The sequence below is a fragment of the Oligosphaera ethanolica genome, from assembly GCF_030814695.1.
In the GTDB taxonomy this organism is placed as follows: Bacteria; Verrucomicrobiota; Lentisphaeria; order Oligosphaerales; family Oligosphaeraceae; genus Oligosphaera; species Oligosphaera ethanolica.
The window spans coordinates 213,398-239,995 of sequence record NZ_JAUSVL010000001.1 but is presented as its reverse complement, the minus strand read 5'-3'; the positions used below and the strand labels follow the sequence as shown (position 1 = coordinate 239,995).

The 26,598-nt window shown below is 62.1% G+C and carries 18 protein-coding genes and 1 pseudogene; 6 read left to right on the top strand and 13 right to left on the bottom strand.

Annotated elements, in window-relative coordinates; translation table 11 throughout:
• Positions 1-246: 246 nt before the first annotated feature.
• Together J3R75_RS00845 and J3R75_RS00840 are read left to right on the top strand one after the other, a co-directional pair.
• Positions 247-1,932, top strand: coding sequence for a YgiQ family radical SAM protein (locus tag J3R75_RS00845; RefSeq protein WP_370882354.1), 1,686 nt, complete (start codon positions 247-249; stop codon positions 1,930-1,932).
• A 39-nt stretch (positions 1,933-1,971) separates the two neighbouring features.
• Complete coding sequence (locus J3R75_RS00840; RefSeq protein WP_307259238.1) at positions 1,972-4,149, top strand: hypothetical protein; 2,178 nt, start codon at positions 1,972-1,974, stop codon at positions 4,147-4,149.
• Here J3R75_RS00840 and J3R75_RS00835 read toward each other — a convergent pair.
• The 7 genes and pseudogenes from J3R75_RS00835 to J3R75_RS00805 all read right to left on the bottom strand — a co-directional run.
• Positions 4,109-5,107 (bottom strand): radical SAM protein, encoded by a 999-nt coding sequence (locus J3R75_RS00835; protein ID WP_307259236.1) that lies wholly within the window; start codon positions 5,105-5,107, stop codon positions 4,109-4,111. The genes J3R75_RS00840 and J3R75_RS00835 overlap by 41 nt on opposite strands.
• Positions 5,094-5,717 (bottom strand): histidine phosphatase family protein, encoded by a 624-nt coding sequence (locus tag J3R75_RS00830; RefSeq protein WP_307259234.1) that lies wholly within the window; start codon positions 5,715-5,717, stop codon positions 5,094-5,096. Before J3R75_RS00830 ends, J3R75_RS00835 begins: the two co-directional genes overlap by 14 nt.
• An 18-nt stretch (positions 5,718-5,735) precedes the next feature.
• The gene (gene tatC, locus J3R75_RS00825; protein ID WP_307259233.1) at positions 5,736-6,701 is read right to left on the bottom strand and encodes a twin-arginine translocase subunit TatC; all 966 of its coding nucleotides are present in this window, start codon (positions 6,699-6,701) and stop codon (positions 5,736-5,738) included.
• Between the two features lie 671 nt (positions 6,702-7,372).
• On the bottom strand, positions 7,373-7,630 hold the full coding sequence (locus tag J3R75_RS00820; RefSeq protein ID WP_307259232.1) for a Sec-independent protein translocase subunit TatA/TatB: 258 nt from the start codon (positions 7,628-7,630) through the stop codon (positions 7,373-7,375).
• Positions 7,631-7,713: 83 nt separating this feature from the next.
• Positions 7,714-10,098, bottom strand: a complete 2,385-nt coding sequence (locus J3R75_RS00815; RefSeq protein ID WP_307259230.1) for a glycoside hydrolase family 10-like protein — start codon at positions 10,096-10,098, stop codon at positions 7,714-7,716.
• Positions 10,095-11,234, bottom strand: coding sequence for a glycosyltransferase family 4 protein (locus J3R75_RS00810; RefSeq protein ID WP_307259229.1), 1,140 nt, complete (start codon positions 11,232-11,234; stop codon positions 10,095-10,097). Before J3R75_RS00810 ends, J3R75_RS00815 begins: the two co-directional genes overlap by 4 nt.
• Positions 11,235-11,317: 83 nt before the next feature.
• Positions 11,318-11,623, bottom strand: a pseudogene (locus tag J3R75_RS00805) (NGG1p interacting factor NIF3); the annotation flags it as partial.
• Between the two features lie 540 nt (positions 11,624-12,163).
• Between J3R75_RS00805 and J3R75_RS00800 the strand changes: the two are divergent.
• A complete protein-coding gene (locus tag J3R75_RS00800; RefSeq protein ID WP_307259225.1) occupies positions 12,164-13,219 on the top strand; it encodes a sialidase family protein in 1,056 nt (351 codons plus the stop codon).
• A 63-nt stretch (positions 13,220-13,282) separates the two neighbouring features.
• Here the strand turns inward: J3R75_RS00800 and J3R75_RS00795 are convergent, their stop codons facing one another.
• The 3 genes from J3R75_RS00795 to J3R75_RS00785 all read right to left on the bottom strand — a co-directional run bounded on the left by J3R75_RS00795 (position 13,283) and on the right by J3R75_RS00785 (position 18,679).
• Positions 13,283-15,373 (bottom strand): alpha-galactosidase, encoded by a 2,091-nt coding sequence (locus tag J3R75_RS00795; protein ID WP_307259224.1) that lies wholly within the window; start codon positions 15,371-15,373, stop codon positions 13,283-13,285.
• Positions 15,374-16,408: 1,035 nt separating this feature from the next.
• Positions 16,409-16,570: a 30S ribosomal protein S21 gene (gene rpsU / locus J3R75_RS00790; protein ID WP_307259223.1), complete on the bottom strand. Its 162-nt coding sequence runs from the start codon at positions 16,568-16,570 to the stop codon at positions 16,409-16,411.
• A 453-nt stretch (positions 16,571-17,023) separates the two neighbouring features.
• The gene (locus tag J3R75_RS00785) at positions 17,024-18,679 is read right to left on the bottom strand and encodes an IS1634 family transposase (protein ID WP_307259061.1); all 1,656 of its coding nucleotides are present in this window, start codon (positions 18,677-18,679) and stop codon (positions 17,024-17,026) included.
• Positions 18,680-19,154: 475 nt separating this feature from the next.
• Here J3R75_RS00785 and J3R75_RS00780 point away from each other — a divergent pair, with 475 nt between their 5' ends.
• Entirely contained in the window at positions 19,155-20,984 is a 1,830-nt protein-coding gene (locus J3R75_RS00780) for an IS1634 family transposase (RefSeq protein WP_307259221.1), read from the top strand.
• Positions 20,985-21,287: 303 nt separating this feature from the next.
• Here J3R75_RS00780 and J3R75_RS00775 read toward each other — a convergent pair whose 3' ends face one another.
• From J3R75_RS00775 to J3R75_RS00765, 3 genes are all read right to left on the bottom strand, one after another.
• The gene (locus tag J3R75_RS00775) at positions 21,288-22,712 is read right to left on the bottom strand and encodes a 2-oxoacid:acceptor oxidoreductase family protein (RefSeq protein WP_307259220.1); all 1,425 of its coding nucleotides are present in this window, start codon (positions 22,710-22,712) and stop codon (positions 21,288-21,290) included.
• Positions 22,713-22,725: 13 nt separating this feature from the next.
• Positions 22,726-23,778, bottom strand: coding sequence for a 3-methyl-2-oxobutanoate dehydrogenase subunit VorB (locus tag J3R75_RS00770; RefSeq protein WP_307259219.1), 1,053 nt, complete (start codon positions 23,776-23,778; stop codon positions 22,726-22,728).
• Positions 23,779-23,840: 62 nt separating this feature from the next.
• Entirely contained in the window at positions 23,841-24,074 is a 234-nt protein-coding gene (locus tag J3R75_RS00765; protein ID WP_307259218.1) for a 4Fe-4S dicluster domain-containing protein, read from the bottom strand.
• Positions 24,075-24,256: 182 nt separating this feature from the next.
• Between J3R75_RS00765 and J3R75_RS00760 the strand changes: the two genes are divergently transcribed.
• A complete protein-coding gene (locus tag J3R75_RS00760) occupies positions 24,257-25,072 on the top strand; it encodes a flavin reductase family protein (RefSeq protein WP_307259217.1) in 816 nt (271 codons plus the stop codon).
• Between the two features lie 229 nt (positions 25,073-25,301).
• A complete protein-coding gene (locus J3R75_RS00755; RefSeq protein WP_307259216.1) occupies positions 25,302-26,564 on the top strand; it encodes a sialidase family protein in 1,263 nt (420 codons plus the stop codon).
• The last annotated feature ends 34 nt before the right edge of the window (positions 26,565-26,598 follow it).

Sequence of the window (26,598 nt, the reverse complement as noted above, 5' to 3'; positions counted from 1 at the left end):
TCAGGCAAGGGCGCCGGGCGTTTTGAGCGCAAACAACGCCGGCCCGACTCGTCCGTCCGCCGGCCAGGTGGCGGAACTCCCGATTCATCTGCCCGCCGGCCAGGTGGCGGAACCCCCGATTCATCTGTCCGCCGGCCCGCTTCTGCCGCACAGCGTTCCGCCGCCGCGCCTGCTTCTTGCCGCCCCGTCGCCGCTGGCGGGTTGGGTTTGTCATCGCGGTTATTTTTGCCGACGACGGTGGCTGAGATGTCTGCGTTGGGGTGGTCGGAGTTGGACATTTTGCTGGTGAGTGGCGATGCCTATGTGGATCATCCGTCTTTTGGCATTCCGTTGTTGGGCAGACTGTTGCTCAAGGCGGGCTATCGGGTCGGGATCATTGCGCAGCCGCGTTGGGACAGTCCGGAGGACATTCGGCGTCTGGGGCGGCCGCGCCTGTTTTGTGGCATTGGCGCCGGCTGTCTGGATTCCATGCTAAGTCACTACACGGCGTTTCGCAAAATACGCCGTGACGATGCGTATACGCCGGGCGGCGTTTCTGGTGCGCGGCCGAACCGCGCGAGCATCGTCTATACGAACCTCGTGCGCGCGGCCTTTCCGGGCCTCTTTGTGGTCCTTGGCGGCATTGAGGCGTCCTTACGGCGGGCGGCGCACTATGATTTTTGGAGTGACAGCCTGCGGCGGTCGCTGTTGTTCGACAGCAAGGCCGATCTGCTCATGTACGGCATGGGCGAGCGCGGGATTGTGGAACTGGCGCGGCGCCTGGCCGCCGGCGAAGACGTCGTCGGCATCGCGGGCACGGCCTCCATCAGCAAAGAGCCGGGTGACGCCGAGTTGCTGCCGTCCTACGAAGCCATGCAGAGCGACAAGACGCTGTTGCTGACGGCGACGCTGGCCATTGAGGCGCAGGTCCATCGTGGCACTGGCCGCCTGGCGCAGGATCATGGCGGCCGCTATGTCGTCATGGAACCGCCGCCGGCGCCCTTGAGCGAAAGCGAAATGGACGATCTTTACAGCCTGCCTTTCACGCGTGCCGCGCATCCGTCCTATCGCGAGCCCATACCGGCGCTGGAGATGGTCCGCTGGAGCGTGACGGCCGTGCGGGGCTGTGGTGGCGGCTGTTCATTTTGCTCGTTGGCTCTGCACCAGGGACGGCGCCTCAGCTCGCGCTCGGCGGCGTCCATCATTCGCGAAGTCACGGGCATGACGAAGCAGCCGGGCTGGTCGGGTACCGTGTCGGATATCGGCGGGCCGACCGCGAATCTCTGGCAGGGCGCTTGCGCCATCGACGCCAAGGGCTGTCGGCGCGCCAGCTGCCTGGCGCCGGCGCTTTGTCCGCAGCTGCGGCTGCAGCAGCGCGAGTACCTGTCTCTGCTGCGTGATGTGCGGGCCTTGCCTGGCGTGCGCCATGTCGGCATCGGCAGCGGCATCCGTTACGATGCGGCCCTGAGCGACCCGGTTTTTGTGGACGGCCTCATCGGCGAATTCGTCAGCGGCCACCTCAAATTGGCGCCCGAGCACACGGTCGGGCACGTCCTGGCGGCCATGCGCAAATCGGATTTCCGGCTCTTTGAGCGCTTCTGCGACATTTTTACTGCGCGGAGCAAGGCGCTGGGTAAGGAGCAGTATATAGTGCCCTACATCATCAGCGCGTTTCCGGGCTGCACCATGGACGACATGCAGCAGCTCGCCGCGTGGTTTCAACGACAGGGCTGGCGTCCGCAGCAGGTGCAATGTTTCATTCCCACTCCTGGCACGGTGGCTACGGCGATGTTTTACGCCGGCTGCGATCTCGATGGCCGGCCACTCTATGTCGCTCGCAGCGACCGCGAACGCGAAGACCAGCACGCCGTGCTGTTCCCACGCGACGCCGGCCGCCGGCCCGGTCCACCACCGCCGCCTGCGAACAACAAAAATCCCCGGCGCCGCCGTTAGTTTTATCCCCACCAAGCCCCCTTGATAAGGAGCGACAACATGCAGATCAGAGCCCTGGTAGGAATAGGCGCGGCCCTTTGTCTGGCCGCCCATGGCGCCGGCAGCACCGTCACCCGTGATTACGCGGATGTGGATGGCGACGGCGTGCCGGAAGTCGTCCTGAGCAACGAATTCCTGCGCGTGGAAATCATGACGGGCGAAGCCGCGCCGCCGGTCGAGCCGGCTCTGGATGCCGAGGGCAATCCCGTCAAGGTCGTTTACAAATACGGCAGTCGTTTCAATTGGGGCGGCTGGATTTACAATATCAGCTATCTGCCCAGCGGTCGTAGCTGGCTGGCCAGTGTCAATGACAAGAATCAGAACTGGTACGGCATTCCGGAGGAATTTGAGGAGACGGTGCCCATGGCCGAGCTGGAGCCCGGCCGTTACGTCTTCATGCTCCCCGGTATCGGCGTCGCCGAGGGCACGGGCCGGGGCTTTCGCGGCAGTCTGAAGGAGGTGCAGCACGCGCCTTGGACCATGCTGGAGGAATGGCGCAACAGTGAGGACGACGTCTGGCAGGCGCTCGCCGAGGACGACCGCGAAGGCCCACGCAGCGCCACCGGTGCCTGGCGCCTCACGTTTACCCAGACCATTGCCACCGACTTCGGCTACGCCTGCGAGTACCGCAAGGAAATGACCCTCTACGCCGGCGAATCGCGCCTGCATACACGGCGCAGTCTGCGCAATACCGGCGAGAAGGCCTTTCAGACCACTTGGTTCACCCACGGCTTCTGGGGGCAGGGCGTCGACAACGGCTACGACCAGGACAGCTGGAGCAGCATTCCCGTGACGCCACCCGCTGCGGCGGGCCTGGGGCCGCTGCGCGTGGACAGCGAGGCCAGCGATGTCGTCAGCATGACCCCCGGCTACCACTGGGGCGCCATCAGCATCGACCAGATCAGCGAGGCCTGGCACGCTCTGGGCAATCGCGCCACCGGCGATGTCTTTATGAACAGCTTCGACGGCAAGCTCGCGTGGTGGCGCGTCTGGACCGACGCCAAGACCTACTCCTGCGAGCCCTTCATGATCATCAATCTCTTCCCTGGGCAGGCCCGCGAATGGCGCAGCTGGCGCGGCGCGGGGCAGGGCCTCAGCGGTGTCAAGGGCGAGGGCCCCGGCGGAATGGTCGACTGGGCACTTACTGCGCCGGCACTGGATGGCGAGCAGCAGCTGGAGATCGCCTTTCTGCCTTATCGCGTCTGGCAGGACCTGTCGCTGTCGCTGACCATCGAAGACCTCGCCAATCGCGACCGCCGTCAGCAGCAGTTCCAGGGGCGCGCCGCCGCGCCAGGCGAGCCGCTGCGAGTGCAGTTCGGCCCGGTACCGGCTGGCCGCGACTACCGCCTCCAGGTACAGGTGCGCAATGGCGACGAGCTGCTCCTGGATGTCAGCCGCGAGGAAATCCTGCGCGACAAACCCCGCACCGCCTGGGACGGCGATGCCAAAGGCGCCGGCGCGCTGATTTTTGCGCACCTGCGGCGCAATGACGCCGGCGAGCTCCAACCCACGCGGGTATCGCAGTTCTGGCAGCACGGCCTGCAGGCGGCGGGCTTCGCCGTCAGCGCTCACGATGTCAATGATGAGCTGGATGACGCGCTGTGGCAAAACGCCCGCCTGGTCGTCATCGCTGCCGGACGCATCTCGCCGGCGAATCTGCGCCAAGTGGAAAAGCTCGTTCAGGCCGGCGCGGGGCTCTTGGTGCAGGGCACGATCGACTTCCGGGCCTTCGAGTTGTCCGATATCCTGCCCATCAGTATGGTGCAGGGCGAGCTGAACCTGCGGGCGAGTTCGCCGCGGGACGGCACGCGCGAGTTCACCACGGTCAATGACCGCCTCTACCACCTGATCGCGGCGGATACCGCCGCGCTGGCGCACCCAGTGCTGGCGGGGCTGCCGCTGTATCCGGAGAGCTATCAGGGCATCGGCCAGCTGCAGTTGGTTGTACCGCGGGTAGATGCGCAGGTGCTACTGCGCTATACAGGCGGCGCGCAGGTCGTCGCCCCCTTGTCCTCGCCGGCGCTGGTCGTGCGGCCTTATGGCGCTGGCCGCGTGGTCTATTTCGCCAGTCCCATCGACTGGGGCGCGGCGACGCCGTGGAGCATCTGGAGCCGCCTCGGCGAGTATCACCGCAAATTCATGGCGCAGCTGGCCCTGTGGGCGGCGGATTGCCCTTGAAAGGCCGGTCGGCGCTGAAGTCCGGCAGGAAATTGTCATCGCCGAATTCCGGCTGAATGAAGACCTTGGTGAAGCCGAGGTCGTCAAGGTGCTGGCAGACCTGCCGGTATTCGTCTATGGCGACCATGCGGTCGAGGAAGCCGCGTCGGCCGCATTCCGGCACGGGCCGGAACTGGCTCATGAGGGAAATGGGCAGCTGCGGGCCGATCTCGCGGGCGAGATTGTCGAGCACGCGCAGGCTGTTTTCGACCTGACCGGGCAGCACCAGATGGCGCACCATCAGGCCGCGGCTGGCGCAGATGTCGCCGCTGTCATCCCAGGGCCGCAGAAAGCCCACGCGCTCGGCCAGCCGGCAGATGCCCGCCAGCGCCAGATCGGGATAGCGGCTGTCACCCATGCAGGCATGCGCCAGCGCCGCGTCGGCAAATTTGTAGTCGGGCAAAAAGATGTCGATGAGGGCGCACTGCTGGTCGAGCCATTCGGTGAGGAAGTAGCCCGAGCTGTTCCACACGAAGGGCAGAAAGACGCCTTCGGCGCGCAGCCTGCGGCACAGCACGCTGATATGCGGCCACCAATGCTCCGGGGTGACGAAGTTGAGGTTGTGTACGCCGCGCGCAATCAGCGCTTGGACCTCGTTGTAGAGCTCGTCGTGGCTCAGTGTGCGGCCGAGGTGCTCCTGCGAGATCTGGTAATTCTGACAGAAGAAGCAGCCGCTTGAACAGCCGCTGAAGAAGATGGTGCCGGAGCCATTGCGGCCGCTGATGGGCGGCTCTTCGCCGAAATGCGCCGTGATGGCTGCGACGCGACAGTCGCTGGTTTCGCCGCAGACGCCGCGTTCGCCGGCATTGCGGTTGACGCCGCATTGCCGCGGGCAGAGCCCGCAGGCGTCGTAGTGCGCCATGGCCTCGCGGCCGGCGGCGGCCGCAGCGTCGCCGTGTTGTTGGTCAGTAGTTGCCACGGTCGGACTCCAAGCCTTGCAGGTGCGCGGTGTCATTCCAGCAGGCGAGCTGCCAGACGCCCTTGTCAAAGACAAAGCGGCTGATGGACGCGTTGGCCACCTGCGGCTGTCGCGGCCATGGCCCGGACACCGCCATGACCTCCTTGAGCAGCGCGCGGATCAGCCCGCAGTGGCTGACAACCAGCACATGCTGGCCGGCGTGCTTCGCCGGTAGCGCGCGCAGAAAGCCCGCGGCGCGCTCATAGACTTCGCTCTTGGTCTCGCCGCCGGTGACACAGAGGCCCGGCCGGTCGTTGAGAAAGGCCTCCAGTTCGCCGGGAAACCGCTCGCGGACCTCCTGGGCGCTCATGCCCTGCCAGGCGCCGAGGTTCCATTCGCGCAGGCCTGGCGTGGGTATGGGCTCCTGCTCGGGGGCGATGATGCGGGCGGTGTCCATCGCCCGGGACAGATCGCTGCTGTATACCGCCGCAAAGGCGACGCCCTGCAGCCGTTTGGCTACGCAATGCGCCTGCTTGATGCCGAGGGGATTTAACGCGGTGTCGCTTTGGCCCTGGATGGTGTTGGTTTCATTGGCGACGGTCTGGCCGTGCCGCACTACGGTCACTATCATGGAAGTCCTCGGGTGAAATTAGCCGCGGCGGCGGCCTCGCGCGGAACGGCCGTGGCGGCCGGGGCCGATATGGCGAACGCGCCCCGGACTTACGCCCGCAAGCGGCTCGCCGCCGCTGATCATGTCGTTGGGATAGATGTCGCTGTTGCTGCTGTCCGGAGCCAGCCAGCTGGGCTCCTCGGATACGGCCGCCGGCGCGGACGGGTCGCCGGCGGCGCTATTGGCGTCATCATCATCATCGTCATCGGTGTCGTCGTCGTTTTTGGCCGCGACTTTTTGCCGCTGGGCGTATTTGGCGACGGCGAAGAGACTGATTTCGAAGAGCAGCCAGGTGGGCAGGCCCATGCAGAGCTGGCTGACGATATCCGGCGGGGTGAGTACCGCCGCCAGCACGAAGATGACCAGCACGATGAAAGGCCGGGCCTTGCGCATGGCATCGAGTGAAATCATGCCGCTGATGACACAGAAAAAGACGACAATGGGCAGTTGGAACATGATGCCGAAACCCAGTGATAGCAGCGTGGCCATGTTGACCACGCTGCCGACCTGGAGCATCGGTGCGATGTCAGCCGTCGACATGCCGTAGGCAAAACGCATCAGCGCTGGAAAGACCCCGAACAGCGAAAAGGCCACGCCCACCAAAAACAAGAGGGTGCTGACGCCACTCAGACGGGTAATGTAGTAGCGCTCTTTCTGAAACAGCCCCGGCGCCACGAAGCGCCAAGACTGGTAGGCAATGACCGGAAATGCAAACAGGCACGCATAGACCAGCCCGAGCTTCATGCGGGTGAAAAACAACGCCATCGGCTCCAGGTAGTAAAACATGACTCCCGGCGGCGCCGCATAGCGCTTGAGAGCCTCAATCGACGGCTGCGCCAGAAAATACCCCGGCGCGAAAAAAAGGACTACGCAAATGAGCGACTTGAGTATTCGCAGGCGCAGTTCTTCAAGGTGGTCGATGATGGATTGCTTGCGGTCGTCCATGGCTCCGAATGTACTTTTCTGAATTAGTGCTGCGCTGGGGGGGGAGGACTCGCGACCCATGGCTGTTCGATAATTACATTTACTGCTATACCTAGGCACGCTGAAAGCGTGCAACACACCTGCCACGAGTTGCGCTGTGTGGCAACCCCTGGAACACGTCTTCCACATCGATGCAATATGAAGGGGTGCGACAGTGCATGCAAGAAAAGTGAGTTCCATTGCCCCTTTGGTCCCAGTCAGCTTCGCCGACTGGGACCAAAGGGGCCGAGGAACACGAGTGTAGTAGCCGTTGTACCCAGGGCGGCGCACGCTTTCAGCGTGCTTGCCCTGGGCTGGTATGCTTCGCGCTTTCAGCGCTTCTGCCGCTTCGCGGCGAGTGACATGGTGGCCGGTGACGAGGCATTTTATCAAAGCACGTTTGTGTTGAAAAGTGTAAACATAATTTGTGAACAACTCATAAGGCATGATCCCATGGATTGGACGCCAGGGACCGGCGGGACGCTGAGCAATGACGCCTTGACGCCGGGGACCGTTGACGCAGGGTCACACAAGCCCCCCCTTGGTTTGCAGCGGTGTAGCGGGTGCTGCGCCCAGGGTGAAACGTATAAGGGGGCGGCGCCGGGGTGTGCTACCATGTGGCAGGTCAGACTCCGAGAGGGCGCCGCGCTTCCTCAGGCGCCCTGCTTGGGTGGCTGGTCGCCATCTTTGGCGGGTGCTTCGGCGCTCTTGGCCGTGTCGTCGTCGGGCTTGGCTGCGGGCTTGGCGGCGTTGGCGCTTTCGTCGACGCTGTTGACGATTTCATTTTTGGCTTTGCGGAATTCCTGCGTGGCTTTGCCCAGCGAGCGGGCGATTTCGGGCAGCCGTTTGGCGCCGAAAAGCAGCAGCACGATCAGGAAGATAAGCAGCCATTCCATTGCTCCGATACCCATGCTATTTCTCCTGTTGGCGGTGGTTTTTTGATCCGATTGGCAAACTAACAATATGTTTTCACGGCCGGCGGAATACAACGCGGCTACGGCGATAATTTGGGTATGAGGTCGTAGGCTTCTCTGGGCGTGAGTTCGAAGAGGATGTAACCGCGGGCGTTGGCGGCGCGGGCGGCGGCAATTTGTCGTTGCAGTTCGCTGAGTTCCAGGCGTTCGGAAGACACGCCGATGCCGGCGATGATTTTGTCGCCGTTGCCGAGCAGGTGCGTCTGGCGGTCGAGATCGCCGGCGAAGAGCGCGGTGCTGGCGCGATAGTTCATGGGGCAGATGAAGTCCACCCAGCCTTTATTGAGCCACAGGTGCCAGTTTTGGCCGACCATGGTTTTGGCGCTGGCCTGGTCGGGATAGACTGCCGCCGAGACAGCGATGCCAGGGCGGGCGGTCCGCGCGGCCTTGGCCAGGTCGGCCACCAGCGCGTTGATCACGTCCTGCCGGAAGGTCTCCCATGCCCTCCGGTCGCTGCCGGAGCTCTGGACCGCCGCTGGCCAGGACGACACCGGCCGCCGCAGATAGGTCTCGAAGGACTTGCGGCAGCTGGGGCAGAAGCAGGAGTTGGTCTCGGGATAGCGGATGAGGTCAAACTGTACGCCGTCCAGCGCGTAGCGGCCGGCCAGTTCGGTGACGATGCTTAGCAGCAGATCGCGATTGGCCACTTGCGTCGGGCAGAGCCAGTTGCGGGTGGCGCCGGCGTCATTCTGCTGCAGGCGGCCCTGACGCTTCAGGGTCTGCAGGGTGTTGTCACTGGCGTCTTCGACACCCAGGCAGGACACCCATGCGTGAATCGCCAGGCGGTGGCGGCGGCACGCGCTGATGGCGTCGGCAAGCGCATCGCCGCGACTGCTCTGCGACACGAGTGCGCTGGGGTAGGCCGTCGAGTAGGCGCTGGCCACGTTAGGGAACACCGCGTTGAAGCGGCCTTTGGCCAGGATGGCCGCCGTGTCCTCCCAGCTCCGCCCGGGTAGGCCGTCGGGCCGCCGGCTCCACACCGCGCGGATTTCGTCCCGTCGCGGCGCGCGCGTCACGGCGCCGTCGGCGTTGCCGCCGCTGGCGTTGGCGAGGGCGTCCTGGCATTGCCGGGCGAGGTCGATGGCCGTGCTGAACTGGCCTTTCTTGTAGGCCGCGGCGGCGTCATTGAGCAGCCGTTGGCTGGCCTGCTGGCTGGATGGCGCGGCGTCAAGGTAGAGTTGTCGGGTCTGGTAGTAGAGGAATTTCGCGGCCTTTTGGAAGAGCTCCGGCGTGTGTTGGGCGAGCATGGCGGCGATAGTCATAGCGCCCGGGCCGGGATCTTGGTTGAGATAGACGTGGGTCATCCAGAAGCCCTTGGGGCATTCGATGATGGCCGGCCACGAGGTCGTCCGGCCGTTGCTGTCCGCCCACCACGCCGCCACCTGCAGTTGCGGCGGCAGCTGCTGCACCGCCAGAAAAGCCGTGGATTGCTGCCGGAAAGGCCGAGCTTCCGGCAGTTGCGTCGGCGAGGGAATGACGCCGCCCAAGGCCAGGCCGGTCGCGCTGGCGGTGGTGAATTTTCCGGCGGGCAGCTCCATTTCGGTCGCCAAGATGGGCGACAGCGTGTGAAAAGCGCAGAGTTTGCTGCCGCGTTTCAACGCGTAGATCAGCGCGCTGTTCTGCGCGGGCGACGCCGCCGGCGGATAGGCCAAAATGGACATCGCAAAGGGCCTGATTGCCGTGCCGGCGCAATCGGGCTCTTCGAGGACGGCGGGCAGGATGCCAATCTGATATAACGCTTCGCCGAAGTGTCGGGCGTAACGGTAGGACTCTTTCAGGTTCTTGCCGCTGCTACGCAGCAAGGCGGCATTGACATTGGCCGGCAGGAAATGCAGATCGGCTAGGTGGATAGCCAGCTGGCCGCTGCTGCCTTGCCAGGCAGCCAGCCGGATGAAACTGCAGTGCTGCCAGGAATCTGCCGCGCCCTCCGGCACGAAGCGAGTCTTAGGAATGACGATTTCTTCCCAAGTGCCCTTGCCGGCCGGCGCGAATGCCGCGCTATACCAGGTCTCACCGGCCTTGATATAGACGTTGAACTGCCGGGCCAGCGCGGGGCGGGGGCAGTACAGCTTCAGCTGCACCGCCGCCAGATTGGCCAGGTTGGCGTTGATGGGGAAATCCCAGCTGGCCCGCGCCGGTCCGCCCTGGGTGAAATGGGCGTTGAGCTCCAGGCCGTTGACGGCGCCATAGCTGCGCAGGGTCGCCGCGCGGGCGCTGCCGCTGGTGATGCTATTGGTCGCGGCGCGCGCCATGTTGATGCCCGGCGGCGGCCGGTCGTAGGCCTGCGTCACCTGTGCCCGCACCGGCAACGCGACAGTGATAACCACGGCCAGCAACGCCAGGTGTGCGTAACGGCGCGCGGGCCCGCTTGCAGGCAATGCCGGGGTGGTCTGGATGGATATCATGAACCCGCCTTGCCAGTTTGCAGCACCTGCTTGAGCACGTCGGCAGCACTCTCGCCCCAGCGGTGCCAGCTGAAAGACGCGGCGCGTTGCCGGCCGGCGGCGCGCAGATCGTCCTGCAGTGCTGTGCTTTGCTGTAGCGTGCGGAGTTTCTGGGCCAGGTCCAGCGGCGCGCCGACGGCGAAGCCCAGGCCGGCGCTGCCGGTGGCCTCGCAGAGCGCCGGATGGGCGCTGTGAACGACAGGCGTGCCGGCCGCCATGGCCTCCAGCACTGGCATGCCGAAGCCCTCGGTGATGGATGGCATGACCAGCGCCGCGGCATGCTGGTACAGACCTGGCAGCATCGTGGCCGACACGCGCCCCAGCCAGTGAATTGTCCCCGGGCCGCGCCAGCGTCGGATGCGCCGGACCACGGTGGCGGATTTCCACGCTGCCCGGCCGGCAATGACCAGAGGCAGGCCGCCAATGGCGTCTGCGCAGGCCGCATAGGCGTCCAGCAGGGTGTCCAGGCCCTTTTTGGGCTCGATGTTGCCCACGAAGAGCAGGTAGGGGCGATCCGCCAGTGGCGCCAGCTCTGCCGGCCGCGGCGCTGCTGTGCTGAAGCGCGCCGCATCCACGCCGAGCGGTGCGACCACGATGCGCTCACGAGGGACGCCCAGCATGCTCATGAGCTGCCCGGCGACATGCTCAGTGGAAACGATGTTCATGGCCGCCCGTCGAGCACTGCCCGGCAACAGGGCCCGCATGTGCCAGACGTTGGTCGTCGCACAGAGCTCGGGATGCTCAAGCGCAATCAGGTCGTGGACATTCAAGACGTAGGGCACCGGACAGCGCAGCGGCGCCGTGTACGCGAACGCGTGAAGAACACCGATGTCACGCCGTCGCAGCGCGCCCGGCAAAAGCAGCTGCTGCCAGAGGGCACGGCCGGCCGGCCGGCCCGTCCACATTGGTGGCGCAATCCGCGCGATGTGGCGCTCCGCAGCAAAGGCCGCCAGGCCGTCGTCACGGCTGAACAGGCAGAGCTGCTCCGCTGGGAAAAACTCCGCTAACGCCTTGATTTCGTGGCTGACTGACAATTGCACGCCGGAATACGGCGGGCGAACGACGCTGCCATCAAGCGCGATGCCGTTGCTGCTCATCGGCCGGCCCTCCGCGTCTGCGGTGGAACCGCGGCGGGCACGGGCGCAGCAGCGGCTGCGGCTGCGGGCACTGTGGGCAGGGCGTCATTGACGCGCCAGTAGGCGAAGGCCGGCGTTTCGTAGGGATGAGCCGCACGCAAGGCGGCTATGGCCGCGGCGATGCAGGCGTCAGCGCACACCATCTCGACCTGCAGTTCCTCCAGGCGCGTGATGTCGCCGTGGCTGCCGATGGTCGGATTGCTGCCGGCAAGCGGCCGGAACTGGCCCTGGCCCAGGCATTGCCAGCAGCAGCAGTCGTAACAGCCGATGCGGCCGGCACCGGCCGCGAACATCGCCTGTTTTACCGCCTCGGCGGCATCGCTGGGGACATAGAACGTTATTTTGTACATGCTGATGATGGTGCGTTGGCCATGGCCGGCAAGCGCCACGCCGCTGGGGAAAATGGCGCCGCGGCGCGCGTACGGGCTGTTGTTCTCTTTACCATACGATTCCGCGCGGCGATGCGCAACCGCTTGGGAGACCGATTGGATGCATCCTGGGAGCGCCGCCGTCCCGGCGGCATTGATCCTGGGAGCGCCGCCGTCCCGGCGGCATAGAACCTGGGAGCGCCGCCGTCCCGGCGGCATAGAACCTGGGAGCGCCGCCGTCCCGGCGGCATAGACCCTGGGAGCGCCGCCGTCCCGGCGGCATAGAACCTGGGAGCGCCGCCGTCCCGGCGGCATTGACCCTGGGAGCGCCGCCGTCCCGGCGGCATAGAACCTGGGAGCGCCGCCGTCCCGGCGGCATAGAACCTGGGAGCGCCGCCGTCCCGGCGGCATAGAACCTGGGGGCCCCGCCGGTGATGCGGGGTTGTTTTCTACTGGCGGCTGGGTATCTTTTACGGCACAGATAATTCGTTCTGCCAACAAGACCGCTGCAAGGAGCCCGCCATGCAAAAAATCGCTATTGCCCGTGATGACAAGTGGTATCTGGCCTGGCCGGATGTGACGTTGTGCCCATCTGGCAAACTCGTCTGCATTTTTTCGGAGTGCACGCACCATCGCGACCGTTCCTACACGCGCATCATGCTCAGCGACTCCTGTGACCGCGGTCGCAGCTGGTCGTCGCCACGGCCGCTCACCGAAGGCACTGCCGACTGCGATTACTACTACAACTGCGCCCGCATCACCCGCCTCAGCGACGGCCGGCTTTGCGCCAATGTGGACAAAATTCCGCGGCGCGCCCCCGCCGGCGGTAGCGGCGAAAAGAATACCAGTCACCTCGCCGAAAACGTCCTCTATTTCTCCAGCGACGACGGCGCCTCCTGGGGCGAACAGGTGACCACGCCGGTGCGCGGCATTGTGCCGGACAAGGTACTGGAGCTGCCGTCGGGGCGCTGGCTTTTGTCCTGCCATCATCTGCAGGACGGCTTTCTCGCTCAATTTGTGAGTTATTCCGACGACCAGGGGCGCAGCTGGCAGGGGCCGATTCCCGCCGGCAAATGCGCCGGCCTGAATCTCTGCGAGGGCAGCGTTTTGTGCGTGCGGGACAAGCTGGTGTGTTTTCTGCGGGAAAACTCCGGCCAGGGCTGGGATTGCTTCAAGACCATATCTGAGGACGACGGCCTGAGTTGGTCCGAGCCCATTCATTTTCCGCTGCCGGGTTGCCACCGGCCCGTTGCCGGCCATCTGCAGGACGGCCGCATCATGATCACCTACCGCTTCATGCAGGGCGGTAAGGGCTGGCTCGGTTCCTGGACGCAGAACTTCTTCGCCGCCGTGACTGACGATGACTCGGCACTCGCGCACGAACGGCGTGGCGCCGCCACTCGCATCATGCCCATCGACTACGATCGCTCAGCCAATAGCGACCTGGGCTACTCGGGATGGGTGCAGTTCCCCGATGGCGAGATCTTCGTGGTCAATTATATCGTCGATGACGCGCCGCGCGGCCAGATCCGCGGCTACGCCTTCATGCCGGACGAATTTGGTGGCGCGCCCGCCTGAGCGGGCCCGCGCCGGCCAGCCGGCGGTTATGGCTGACTACGCATCCCGCCGGCGTGGCATCCATCAGCCTTCTTTGTAGAAGGTGAAGCTGCTGTCGTAGTCGCCCTTGAGGGTGATAGCGATACCGACGTTCATGAGTTCGGCGCCGCTGTGGCGGCTGCCATCCGGAGCGCAGTAGATGGCGTCGGCAATGAGTCCACGCATGCGGAAGCGCGGGAGGTTGCGATCCCAGTGCCGCATGCCGTGGGCGAACGCGAAGAGTCCGAAGGTCTTACGGTCGCGCCGCAGGTACTGCCAGACGGCGTAGGGCTTTTCCGTGGCGGACGCCAGGTGATAGACGTAGGCGTTCTGCAGGTCGGCGCGCACCAGCTTGAAGGCCGCCGTGGCCTGACGCAGCTGCTCGATGGTTTCGTCCGTGGCCTTGAGGAGATTGATGCCCACGCTCATGGAGCCAGTCATGCCCAGGTGAATGCGGAAAGGCAGCGGCGTGCTCGCATCTGACGAGATATTGCCCGCGCCGCCGGCCGTCTTGGGCACGAAGAGCGTCGTGAAACCCTCGTGGAGGATCATGACATCGCTGGGCCGTGCGTTGTCACTGCGGTTGATGCGGTCGGCGTAGGGCACCATGCCGAAATCGGCGCGGCCGCCGCCGCTGGCGCAATTTTCAAAGAGGACCTTTGGATGACGCTCGTTGAGATGCGCCCAGATGGCATAGAGATTCTGGATGAAGCGGATGGACAGATCGCGCTTGGGGCCGTTCTCGCTGAGGTAGCGGTTCATGTCCCATTTGAGATAGTCGAGCTGGTAGTCGTCAATGAGCTTGTCCAGCCAGTCGATGGCCCAGTCGCGGATATCGTCACGGGACAGATCCAGGACGAGCTGGCGGCGCTGCTCGCTGCGCGGGCGGGTGGGATCGGCGATGACCCAGTCTGGGTGGGCACGGTAGAGATCGCTGTCGGGATTGACCATTTCGGGTTCGACCCACAGGCCGAAGAGCAATCCGCGCTGGTGGCAGGCTTCGGTGATCGGGGTGAAGCCGCGCGGGAAGCGCTGGGGATCGACGACCCAGTCGCCGAGGCCGGCCTTCTCGTTCACGCGCTTGGGCATCCAGCCGTCGTCAATCACAAAGAGCTCGGCGCCGATGTGTGCGGCCTTGTCGATCAGGCCGAGGATATTGTCCTCGCGGACATCAAACTCGTAGGGGTACCACGAGTTGTAAATGATGGGGCGCACATCGTGGGCTTTGGGGCGGGGGCTGATCCAGTCAAACTGCCAATCGTAGAGGATCTCGCTTATGCGGTCAAAGCCGGTGTCCGAAAAACCAATGGCCAGCGCCGGTGTCGTGAAAGTGCCCGCTGCCGGCAGATCGACCTGGCAGTCGAAGTCGTTGACGCCGGCGGAAATGGACACGTCGCCGTAATAGCTTTTTTCGACGCAGAGCTTGAAATTGCCGCTCCAGCACAGCGCCGCGAAGAAAACCTCGCCGCAGTTCTGAGTGCTTTCGCCGCGGGGATCCAGCGCGATGAAGGGCTGCTGCTGATGCGCGGCGCAGGTGCCGCGGTGATTCTCTAGCAAGAATTGCGCTTGGGTCAGCATGCACTGATTGCGGCCCAACTCGGCGCCCCAATTACCAGCGAAATGCGTGATGCGGTAGTCCTGGCGGGGCGGTAGATTGACCGTCGCGCTGCGGATGACGTCAAGCGTAACCGCTGTGTCGCCGTTGTTGCGGATCACCGCGTGGCGGCTGATGAGGTCGAGATCGCCAAAGAGATCGTAGTGCAGATCGACGGCCAAAGCATAATGTTCATCACGCAGACTGACCACCAACGCGTGCTCGCTGATGTCGTGATGATCGTACACCAGCCGGGCGTTGCGGACACCGTCGGCGAAAATCGGCAAGAGAGCAATATCGCCATAGACAAAGGGGTCTTGCGTGCGGTACTCGTAGGGCCGCGAACCGGCGTTGACGCCGCCGACGGCCGTGTCGGCCTGCAGCCCCGCCAGCATGCCGTCAAAACAGCCGCTGTCAGGCACTTTCGCCCCCCAATAGACGTGGACCAGCTTGCCGTTGCTGCTGATGGTGAAGGCGTAGGACATCCGCGCAGTCTGTAGCAAAAACAGCTTGCGGACGCTGTCGTAAGTAATGGAATTCATGGCGCTTCCTCTGGGATGGTGACGAGAATACAGGCGGGAATAACCAGGCCGATAAAAAACAGGCCAGTAATATGCTCCGTGTCACCGCAAATGTCCCGCTATACGCGCAAAATTGCTCGGGGGCAATAATAGGTCAGTGATTGATAATGGATGCCAGGCATGCCGCCGACGTCAACCTCAGGCAAGCAAGTGAGTTCCATTGCCTCTTTGGCCCCAGTCAGCTTCGCCGACTGTGGCCAAAGAGGCCGAGGAATACGAACATAGTCGCCGTTGTACCCAGGGCGGCGCGCGCCTTCGGCGCTGCTTGCCCTGGGCTGGTATGTTTCGCGCTTTCAGCGCTTCTGCCGCTTCGCGGCCAAGGAAACGGGCACGCTTGGCTCCGCACGAAGCTCTACGGTTCAATTGTTCATGACTCCTATGAAACCCGCTGCCGCAAAGGTCGGCGGAAATCAAGGCCGGATGGTTGGGCGGCGACTGACCGTGGGTTTCCTGCAAATTGTACCCGGTGTTTCCCCACCAGGGTGGTTATTTACCGATTACGTCTCGCGGCCGTGGAGTGGGCGTCTCGCCCACTCCGACAAGACGGCTTATTACACCGTCCTCGTCATCCACGCCGACCGTACCCGGCCCGTCTTCGCCGCCCGCACGAGCCGTGCGCACAGCGGCTGGAAGCCGCTGCTACTCTGGGCCCGCTATGACTCCTATGAAACCTGCTGCCGCAAAGGTCGGCGGCAATCAAGGTCGGATGGTTGGACGGCGGCTGGCCGTGGGTTTCCGGAAAATTGTCCCCGGTGTTGTCCCCACCGGGGTAGTTACTCCTAAGAAACTTGCTGCCTGGTTAGCCTTCCATATGTGCGGCGGCTGGCCGTGGGTTTCCTGGAAATTGTCCCAGCGGAGCGCCGGGTTGTGCACTGACCGATTGCCAGGATGCATGCCGCCGGGCCGGCGGCGGTCCCTCTTCCTTCCGCTCGCAAAAAAAATCCCCGCTGGTCATTATCTGACTAGCGGGGATTTAGGGGTTTGAGCGTCAATCGCTTAGTGCGAGTGGCGACTCTGACGCCGGCGGACTTCGCTGGGCTTTTCGTAATGGCGGCGATTGCGGAGCTCCTTCATCGTGCCTTCTTTGTCCATCTTCTTTTTCAAGCGACGGAGTGCGCGTTCTACGGGCTCGCCTTTGCGGCATTTGACATCTGACATTGCGTTGTCACCCCCTTTGGCGTCAGTTAGGGTTTTCTAGTATTATTGAGCGGGACAGTCCCGTTCTGAAAAATGAAGCGGGGAAATATAGTATTCTGCGGTGTGTTTGCAAGCCTGTCAGCCTGAAATGCCAAATTGTCGTGTAATCGGACAGTGATTGATATTGGATGGACACCTTGCCACTCTGGTGCGGTGGGAGGCGACATGGCTGGCCAATGTGGCGCCCTCCGGGCGCAATTCTAGGTTGCTGTCCTACCCCGGGTTGCGGCGCCCTCCGGGCGCCTCACCCGGGGTTATGCATGGTGCGGCCCTTCGGGCCGAACTTGGCCGGCCAGACGACTTCGTCCATGTGATCTGGGCCGAAACCCGCTGGGACGTCGGCTTTCAGCGGAAGTTTGAGGGCCTCGCCGTGATTTCCTGCGTGGGTCGGGGAAATTTCAGCGAAATTTCGCTCTACCCACGTAGGAAACTTTTGCTGATGGCGGATGCGCTCAATCCGGCCAGCTTGAGTAGCTGCCGGCATTGAGCCTCCGGCTGGCTCAACTGCTCATGGACTTCGTCTCCCAACTTGATTTTCCCTATTTGCAGCTCGCCCAGCTTGCTCCAGGCCGTTTGCAATGAAACACGCAGGTCTCCTTGCGGCTCCGTGAATTCCGCCAGTTTGTGGCGGGCCTTCCAGATGATCATGTATGCCAGCATGCAGACAAAAATGTGCGCCTTGACCCGCTCCGGATTCCACAGACGAATGGGGCGCATGAAGATATCCGTCGTCTTCATGGTTCGAAAGGTCTGTTCCACTTGCTGAAGTCCACGGTATTCATCCCGTGTCTGCTCGGCGCTTATGTCCAGGATATCGGTGGTAAACACATAGAAGCCGTCCATGGCGCGGTAGGACTCAATGAGTTCGTCCTTGCGGCGATAGCTGAAACGTCCTTCGCCATAGTCGACATCGAAGAAGCGCGCGCATTTCCATTTGTCGAACTTGGAGAACAACCTTTTGGCGATGAGTTTTTCCTGACGCAGACGCCCTTTTTGCACACTGGCTTCAATACCTTTGAGGACGGCCTCCGTTTTTTCGAGCATTCTATCGCGGTCGGCGCAGTTGCGTTCCTCCAACTCGGGGTTGTAGGATAGCACATAGTTGATTCCGTCATGCGACACTTGCACCAGCCTGGTGCGGTCAAACAAAGACAGCTGCAACGGGTGATCGTCATCCTCGACAAAGCGGGTGAACTCGTCGCGACTCAAGGCCGTGATGTACTTGATTTTCTCATATTCCCTGGCAGTCAGGTCGTTGCGTCTCGCCCGCGTCAGCATGCCCCGATCTCCAATGAAGACCATTTCCTCGATCCCGAACTTTTTCCTCATCGAGTCAATTCTGTCCATGACGGTGCTTTGGTCGCTGGTGTTTCCTTCGAAGACCTCCACACTTACGGGACAGCCAGCCTGGTCGGTGAGCATGCCGATGACGATTTGCTTCTTGCCTTGCTTGTGATCACGATTGTAGCCGAAAGCCTCCAGCGGGCACGCATTGCCCTCAAAATAACTGCTGGTGATGTCGTACAGGAACATGCGCGATTGGTTCGGATGATTCCGTTTGAACAGATAGTGTTCGATGGTATCCTGGCAGGGAAACAAATGATCCAGAGCATAATACATCTGCTCCAGCTTGATATCCTCGTCGTCCAAACCGCATACCCGGGACAGACCGCTGCCTGGCAGGTTTTCAAACAGCGACTTCCGGGAATGCGGAAAGGCCTCCACGACTCGATCAAGGATCAAGGCGAGAACCACTTTTCGATCCCGTTCGGGCAGGCAAGCCAGCGCGTCAAGGATGCCTAGTTCATCAGCAAAGTGATGCGCCACGGCCTCCGCGCCAAGCGGAATGGCCGACAAAAACTCGACCTTGAGATTGGTGTCACTGGATTCGCCATTTGACGAAAGAGAGTTGCTGATGGCCTTGACCGCTTCGGGAGGAAGCCCAGCCAAACTGGCCACACGCTTGAAGGTAGGCGTGCCCTTCGCTGTCCGGTAGCTGTACCCGATCCAAGAATAATGGTAGATTTTCCCGTGCTGCGTCTTCTTGAATTGCTGAACCCGGTATTTCATAGTCTGCCCCATTTTAACTAGCCTACAATACTTAAGTACAGATAGAAAATAATATAACACAAATTTTTGTCAAGTATCTAGACTACATTTCGAGCAAAAAAAAGAAAATTAGGCACGATTGTGTTGAAAACCCCTCAAACTTCCGTTTCAGGAGTCCCCTGAGTCGGCCAACCAGTCCCCTGAGTCGGCCAACCTGTCCCCGGAGTCCACTGCGTCAATCCCCACGGTCCCAGGCGTCCCCTCAGTCCAATCCATGGGACCATGCCTCATGAGTCTGTGAGTCCTCGCCCCAGCGCCGCTGCCAGCCGGTCCCCTGAGTCGGCCAACCTGTCCCCGGAGTCCACTGCCTAAACTTTTCATAATTTTTGAAAAAATAAAGTAACTACAAGCTTTTTGAGCTTGTTTTTTTGTTTTCTGTAGTTACTTTGTCTTGTTAACAGGAGTAACTACACCAGCTCCTGTCAAGGAGGCGCGCATGTCATATATTGTCCAGCAACGTTTCGGCAAAGACCGCGTTCATGTCTATTTGGTTGACAGCCATCGGGTGGAGGGCCGGACCTATCCCGTGCAAAAACGGGTTTATCTTGGCGTCCTCGACCAGGATGCATCGGACCTGCTACTGGGCAGGAGCTGCCCCGAGCCCACGGCGGAGCTTGTCGCCCTGCTGCAGGCCAAGGGGATCAGCTACAGCGGGCGCAAGGTCGTCCATGCCGGGCGCAAGCGCCTGCTTCGCGAAAGGGAGATTGTGCTCAAGACCCTGACATCCTGTCACGACGTTGAACTGGGCCGCGTCTCTCTGCTTGCGCGACTTGCCGGCGACAGCGGCCTGCATGGCTCCCTGATACGCGCCTTTGGCGAACAGGACGCTCAACGCATTTTGGCCGCGGCCATTTTTGAGTGCTGCGAAGGGGGCGCGCTTTGCCGTCTTGAAGACTGGGCTGACGACACGTCTTTGCGCGACGCAGACCTGTCGTTGTCGCCGTCGTCGATGACTCGGCTGCTTCAGCACCTCGGCGAGCATTCGGACCTGCGTAACGACTTTTTCCGTGCCTGGTTCAAGGCCAGCGGCAACCCGAAAGCTCTGATCAGTGACACCACGTCCATCTCCAGTTACGCGGAAAAGCTCTGCCTGGCCGAATGGGGACACAATCGTGATGGCGAACACTTGCCGCAGGTCAACCTGAATATGGTCTATTCGCGAGAGACGCATCTGCCGTTGTTCTACAGGCTTATACATGGAAGCATCGCTGATGTCACTACCTTGATAAACACCTCGCAAGCCATCTCCAAGCTCGGACTGTCGGCCTATACCTTCTCCTTGGACAGAGGTTTTTTTAGCGCCGAAAACCTGCATTACCTTCACAACGAAAAGCTGGGCTTCACCATCGGGGTGCCTGTGAGCAACAACCGCGAGGCGCAGCGGCTGCTGGATAAAAACCGGCTGAAGTTCCGTTCCTTCAAAAGCATAGTCACCTTTGATGACACGACGCTGCACCACGCGGCGGATACCTACGTTGTGACCAAACGCGGGCGAAAAGGCGAAAAAGACAGCTGGTTCGCCGCCACGGCCCATCTCTTTCTGAACAAATGCGAACGAGCCAGGCAGGAACGCGAACTGGCAGAACTGCTTCACGGTATCATGACGGACTTTTCGCGCACATCCTTCTCCACGCTTGAGGACGCCCAGGCGTGGCTGACAGCGACAGCGGGCAAGAGCAAGGCAGACCTCTTCTCGGTCAGGAAGGCCACCCGCGGCCCGCGCGAGGAAGGCGATTGCGCGGCCATCTCGAAAGATGGCGATTTCCAGGTCTGCGTTGCTGAAAAGACCTACGCGGCAACGATGAAAAACCTCGGTATGTTCATGGTGCTCAACAGCGATCGCGAAGCCAACGCCGAAGAGACGCTACGGGACAACCGCAGCCGGGACTGCCAGGAAAAGGTTTTCGACATCCTGAAAAACTCAACGGGCAATGATCGCCTGCGTTCCGCCGGCGATGACAGCGTGGAGGGACGGCTCTTCCTCGCCTTCATCGCCGTGACCTTGTTCAAGTTGCTTGAGAACGCGCTCCGCAAGGCTGATCTGCTAGGGCACGTTTCGGTCAACAAGGCCCTTGACCAGGCACGGAAGCTCAGGGCCGTAGCCTACCCCGATGGTTCCAGAATCGTGGCCGAAGTGCCGCTCAAGGCGAGGGAAATCTTCGAGGTCGTGGCCCCGGGGATGCTCACGGCACTCGCCGTCGACCCGGGAAGCGCTACTGCCACCGCCAGACGATGGCAAAATAATGTAGTTACTTCCAAGAGATGAAAAGTTGAGGCCACTGCGTCAATCCCCACGGTCCCAGGCGTCCCCTCAGTCCAATCCATGGGACCATGCCTCATGAGTCTGTGAGTCCTCGCCCCAGCGCCGCGCCAACCGGTCCCCGGAGTCGGCCAATCAGTCCCCAGCGTCCACTGCGTCAATCCCCACGGTCCCAGGCGTCCCCTCAGTCCAATCCATGGGACCATGCCTCATGAGTCTGTGAGTCCTCGCCCCAGAGCCGCTGCCAGCCGGTCCCAGCAGTCCCAAGCGTCCCCGGGGCCGCTTGGGTTTACAACGCCGCTTTGCGGGTCATTTGACGTTTTTGCGGACCCACTGGCGGGCGAACTCGAGGATAGCGAGGTTCAGGGGGATGAGCTTGGGCTTTTTGGCGAAGTTTGCTTCGAGGGCGCGGGCGAAGGCTGCTTCGGGCAGCTGGGTGATGCCCAGTTCGAGCATGACGCCGAACATGATGGTGTTGGCGGCCTTGTCCGACCCGGCTTCTTCGGCCAGCGCCTGCGCGGGCACGGCGACGCCTTTGACGCCGACCGGCAGTTCCACGTCGCCCATATTGGCGTCGTACATGATGGTGCCGCCGGGCTTGACGTCGTTTTTGAAGCGTTCCAGCGACGGCCGGTTCATGGCGACCAGCAGGTCCGGGTGGTAGACCACGGGCGAGCCGATGGGCTTGGCCGACACGATCACCGAGCAGTTCGACGTGCCGCCGCGCTGCTCCGGCCCGTAGGACGGATACCACGACACTTTCATGTCTGCGGCCTGCGCGGCCTGGGTCAGCATGATGCCGAGGCTCAAGACGCCTTGGCCGCCGAAGCCGGCGATTTTCACCTGGGCTTCCTCGAAATTGGCGGTGTTGTGGGCGATGGCCGCGGGAATGTCCGCCAACTCAAACATTGCATCGAGCTTCTCTTTGCTGAAGTCGCTCGTGCTGCGGACGACGTGCTCCGCCGTGGCGCTGTTGTCCCGGAAATTCTGGATGGGGAATTCCTTGGCCATTTCGTTGTTGATGAAGTCGTTGTTTTTGACCGAGGTGGTGCCGAGGTTGGTGGGGCAGGGCGAGAGCACTTCGACGAAAGTGTAGCCCTTGCCGTCGCGCTGGATTTCCAGCGCTTTGCGCACGGCCCGGCGCGCATTGCGGATGTTCTTCGCGTCCGACACGGCGACGCGTTCCACGTACACGGGCGCTTTGAGGCTGTTGATCAGCTCGCACATGTGCAGCGGGTAGCCCTGGGTCAGTGGATCGCGGCCATTGAGGCAGGTGATCGTCTTTTCGCCGATCAGCGTGGTCGGGGCCATTTGGCCGCCCGTCATGCCGTAGACGGTGTTGTTCACGAAGAACACGGCGATCTTCTCGCCGCGGTTTGCGGCCTGCAGGGTTTCGTTCAGGCCGATGGATGCCAGATCGCCGTCGCCTTGGTAGGCGATCACGACTTTGTCCGTGGCGCGCGATACACCGGTGGCCACGGCCGGCGCCCGACCGTGGGCGACCTGGATGTTACCGGCGTCAAAATAGTAGTACGCGAAGACCGCGCAGCCGACTGGGCTGATCATGACGGTCTGATCCTGCAGGCCGAGGTCGGCCAGCGCCTCGCCAATGAGCTTGTGCAGGACGCCGTGGCCGCAGCCCGGGCAGTAATGCGTCGCCGCCGGCGCCGCGCTCGGGCCCTTGCGGGGAAATTCTGGATAGATGCCTTTGGTGCAAATAACTTTTTCGCTCATGATGACCACCCCTTTATTTGCCAGCGATGTGATTGATTTTGTCCATCACCTGATCGAGGGTGATGAGATTGCCGCCGAGGCGGTTGACCAGCTCGACCGGGCGCTGGCAGGATATGGCCAGGCGAATGTCGTCAAGCAGTTGGCCATTGCTCATTTCCACGCTGACAAACGTCACGGGCTTGCTCGCCAGCCGCTGCAACGCGGCCTTGGGGAAGGGGAAGAGCGTCTTGGGACGGAAAAGACCGACTTTCAGGCCGGTCTTGCGGGCGACGTCCATCGCGGTCTTGGCAATGCGCGAGCTGATGCCGTAGGCGACCAGAATGATGTCGGCGTCTTCAGTTTGCTGCTCTTCGCAACGGGCTTCTTCGGCCTCAATGCGGGCATACTTATCCTGCAGGCGCGTATTGAATTCCTCCAGCTGGGTGAAATCCAGGAAGATGCTGGAGATGAGGTTCTTGCGCGTTTCGGCCGTGCCGCAGACGGCCCAGCTGTTGTCACCTTTTGGCGTGACGGCTTTCTCCGGGAAAGTGAAGGGCTCGATCATCTGCCCGAGGACGCCGTCGGCGAGGACGTATGCCGGCGTGCGCCATTTCTCAGCCAGTTCAAAGCCCAGCATGGTCATGTCGCACATCTCCTGCACGCAGTTCGGCGCCAGCACGATGCACTTGTAGTTGCCATGGCCGCCGCCTTTGACCACCTGGTTGTAGTCGGACTGCTCCGGGCCGATGTTGCCCAGGCCCGGGCCCGCCCGCATAATATCTACAATCACCGTCGGCAACTCGGCGCCGGCCAAGTACGAGATGCCTTCCTGCATCAGGCTGATGCCCGGGCCGGACGATGCCGTGAAGACGCGATGGCCCGCCGAAGCCGCGCCGTAGCACATGTTGATCGACGCCTCTTCGGACTCGGCCTGCACGAATTGCCGGCCCATTTGGGGATAGTAGCGCGATGCCTCATGCAGCACCTCGCTGGCTGGGGTGATGGGATAACCGAAGAAGCAATCGGAACCCGCGTACAACGCGCCGATGACTACCGCGGTGTTGCCTTTAACAAGTTTTGTTGCCATGATATTCCTTGCTGATGAACTTTACAATATTACAGTGCTGTCGGTGCCGAAAAGAGCCGGGGTCACTCTTTGCCCGGGATGTGCACTTCAATCGCGTGCGGTTCCGGGCAGGTGTAAAAGCAGGTACCGCAGCCAATGCAGCCGCTGCCCACATACACCGCCGCGTGGTAGCCGCGCGGATTCATGACCGTGCCAATGGCCAGGACCTTCTTCGGACAGGCGTCCACACAACGCCCACAGGATTTGCACTCTAAGCTGTTGATCAGCGGATACGGTTTCGTCTTGTCAATGTCCATTGCGCCGGATGCCTCCTCTGAATATTGCGCGAAGTGATGCAATTACGCTTCGCAGGGTGGAAAACAAAACTTTCTAATATAGCATAATACGACAGCTTGGCTACGAAACCGGACAACAATGACCAGTCCTGACGTGGATTTATTCCTATTTCCAAATGATTTACAACTAGGAGAAAACTGACATGGCGCGCAAACCAACACCCACCGGCGGCCGCAGCCGCGACAAGAAGCCGGCGACCAGCGAGGCGAGGGTCAATAAGCCGGCCACCGGCATGGCGAGGGGCAGCAAGCCGGCGACCAACAGCAAGGCCGCGTCACCACGCGCCGTTTTTGGCCAGCGCCAGGTCGCGCCGCGGATGGACGCCGAAGAGGGCAACACCCCCCGGCGCCGTCGCGGCGATAGCGACTGGGAGATACGCAAGCGGCAGTGGAAGCCCAGCACGCTGCTGGCGCCGGTGCCGGCCATCATGGTCAGCTGCGGCGGTAACGAGGACTTTGCGCCCAACATCATCACGCTGGCCTGGGCCGGGACGGTCTGCTCCGAACCGCCCATGCTGGGCATTTCCATTCGCCCCGAACGCCATTCCTACAAGATCATCCAGGCGACCAAGGAATTCGTCGTCAATGTGCCGACGGCGGCCCTGGCGCGCGCCACGGACTACTGCGGCGTCAAATCCGGCCGTGATGGGGACAAATTCGCCGGCGCGGGCCTGACGCCGGTGGCGGCGGAAAAGGTCGCCGCGCCGCTGATCGCCGAATGCCCCATTAACCTGGAATGCAAGGTCAAGAAGGTCATCAAACTGGGCTCACACGATCTCTTCCTGGCCGAAATCGTGTCCGTGCAGGTCTCGGAGGACATCCTCGACAAGAAGGGCAAGCTGCGTATCGACAAGGCCGAGCTGCTGGCCTACGCGCACGGCGAGTACTACGTCCTCGGCAAACGCCTGGGCTTCTTCGGTTTCTCCATCAAGAAAGCCACCACCAAGACCCGCCGCTGACCGGCGCTAAAGAAATCCTTTTTTATCCACAGATTACGCAGATTACCGCAGATTTCTTTTTAGGGATGATTTTTCCACTGCTTATACTGCGATCAAAAAAGCTGCGTCATTTGTGCCGTCTGTGGATAAAAAGAACCAGGGGATCAATTTTCCCCCCTCCCCAAAATAGAAATCTGCGTTTATCTGCGTAATCTGTGGATAGAATTTTCACAATTTTAGGAGTTTCGCAATGGATGTGATATCGCGTGAGTTGCAGCGCAGTGCGCCGGATTATGTCGTGTACGTGCCCAAGAGCGTCGATGGCAGCACCTTCGATACCGGCAACGAGCACTTCCTGGTCTTTCCCGGGCCGGATGGGTCGCTGTTGTCCGTGTGGACGCAGAGCAGCTATGAGGGCGCCGGCGACCACCGCATCATGTTCACCCGCAGTGACGACGGCGGTCAAAGCTGGTCTACGCCCGTGCATGTGGTTGGGCCGCGGCGGCCGGGCGATGGCCGCATGGCCAGCTGGGGTTTCCCGCTGCTTTCCCGCAGCGGCCGCATCTACGTGCTCTACAACCAGTACCAGGGCATTGACGACGTCATCCACCAGCACACCGGCACCATGGACGGCGTCTATAGCGACGACTGCGGGCAGACCTGGTCCAAGCCCGAAACCGTGCCCATGCCGCGCAGCGCTTTCGATCATCCCAATCCGGCGGTGCCGTCCAACTGGATCATCTGGCAGATACCCATGCGCGACCTCACCGGCAAGTACTTCTACGGTGTTAGCCGCTGGGTGAGCAAGGCCGTGCGTACGCCGCCCCTGACCTCGTCGTGGACGCAGTGGGAGACCGTCATCGAATTCTGCCGTTTTGAGAATATTGACGACGACCCGGCGGTGTCGGCCATTCAGACCACCTGGTCGCCGGCTTCACAGGCGCTACGGGTGCCGCACTATCAGCAGCCGCTGCTCAGCGTGGCGCAGGAGCCCAGCATTGTCCGCCTGCCCGATCAACGGTTGTTCCTAGTGATGCGGACCATGGCCGGCTGCATCTGGTACTCGGTGTCAGCAGACGACGGCGTGACCTGGAGCAATCCCTCGCCGCTGTTGCGCCAGGACCACGGCCTGCCCATTCTCGAGCCGCTGTGCTGCTGCCCGATCTACCAGCTGCACGACGGCCGCTACGTCCTCCTCCACCACAACAACAACGGCCGCGTCAATGGCTGCTCGCCGGAAGACACTCACTGTAACCGCCGGCCGGCATTCATCGCCCTCGGCGAATACCGGCCAGACGCCCAGCAGCCCATCTGGTTCAGCGACTCGAAGGTCCTCATGGACAACGACGGCGAACGCCTCGGGCCACTCAAACGCATTGACATCGGCGTCTACCCGAGCCTCACCACCCGCAATGGCGAAGACGTGCTCTGGCACCCCGAACGTAAATTCTTCCTCCTGGGCAAAAAAATCACCGCGGAATTCCTGGCGGACCTGTCCGTGCCCAAGGCATGATGCCGGACGCACGGGGCCAGCCCCGGCGGCAATA

Coding starts and splice junctions, on each gene's coding strand:
- J3R75_RS00770 (WP_307259219.1), bottom strand. CDS start 23,778: ATGGCAACAAAACTTGTTAAAGGCAACACCGCGGTAGTCATCGGCGCG.
- J3R75_RS00780 (WP_307259221.1), top strand. CDS start 19,155: ATGTCATATATTGTCCAGCAACGTTTCGGCAAAGACCGCGTTCATGTC.
- J3R75_RS00815 (WP_307259230.1), bottom strand. CDS start 10,098: ATGATATCCATCCAGACCACCCCGGCATTGCCTGCAAGCGGGCCCGCG.
- J3R75_RS00755 (WP_307259216.1), top strand. CDS start 25,302: ATGGATGTGATATCGCGTGAGTTGCAGCGCAGTGCGCCGGATTATGTC.
- J3R75_RS00795 (WP_307259224.1), bottom strand. CDS start 15,373: ATGAATTCCATTACTTACGACAGCGTCCGCAAGCTGTTTTTGCTACAG.
- J3R75_RS00840 (WP_307259238.1), top strand. CDS start 1,972: ATGCAGATCAGAGCCCTGGTAGGAATAGGCGCGGCCCTTTGTCTGGCC.
- J3R75_RS00800 (WP_307259225.1), top strand. CDS start 12,164: ATGCAAAAAATCGCTATTGCCCGTGATGACAAGTGGTATCTGGCCTGG.
- J3R75_RS00785 (WP_307259061.1), bottom strand. CDS start 18,679: ATGAAATACCGGGTTCAGCAATTCAAGAAGACGCAGCACGGGAAAATC.
- J3R75_RS00810 (WP_307259229.1), bottom strand. CDS start 11,234: ATGAGCAGCAACGGCATCGCGCTTGATGGCAGCGTCGTTCGCCCGCCG.
- J3R75_RS00830 (WP_307259234.1), bottom strand. CDS start 5,717: ATGATAGTGACCGTAGTGCGGCACGGCCAGACCGTCGCCAATGAAACC.
- rpsU (WP_307259223.1), bottom strand. CDS start 16,570: ATGTCAGATGTCAAATGCCGCAAAGGCGAGCCCGTAGAACGCGCACTC.
- J3R75_RS00765 (WP_307259218.1), bottom strand. CDS start 24,074: ATGGACATTGACAAGACGAAACCGTATCCGCTGATCAACAGCTTAGAG.
- tatC (WP_307259233.1), bottom strand. CDS start 6,701: ATGGACGACCGCAAGCAATCCATCATCGACCACCTTGAAGAACTGCGC.
- J3R75_RS00775 (WP_307259220.1), bottom strand. CDS start 22,712: ATGAGCGAAAAAGTTATTTGCACCAAAGGCATCTATCCAGAATTTCCC.
- J3R75_RS00760 (WP_307259217.1), top strand. CDS start 24,257: ATGGCGCGCAAACCAACACCCACCGGCGGCCGCAGCCGCGACAAGAAG.
- J3R75_RS00820 (WP_307259232.1), bottom strand. CDS start 7,630: ATGGGTATCGGAGCAATGGAATGGCTGCTTATCTTCCTGATCGTGCTG.
- J3R75_RS00845 (WP_370882354.1), top strand. CDS start 247: ATGTCTGCGTTGGGGTGGTCGGAGTTGGACATTTTGCTGGTGAGTGGC.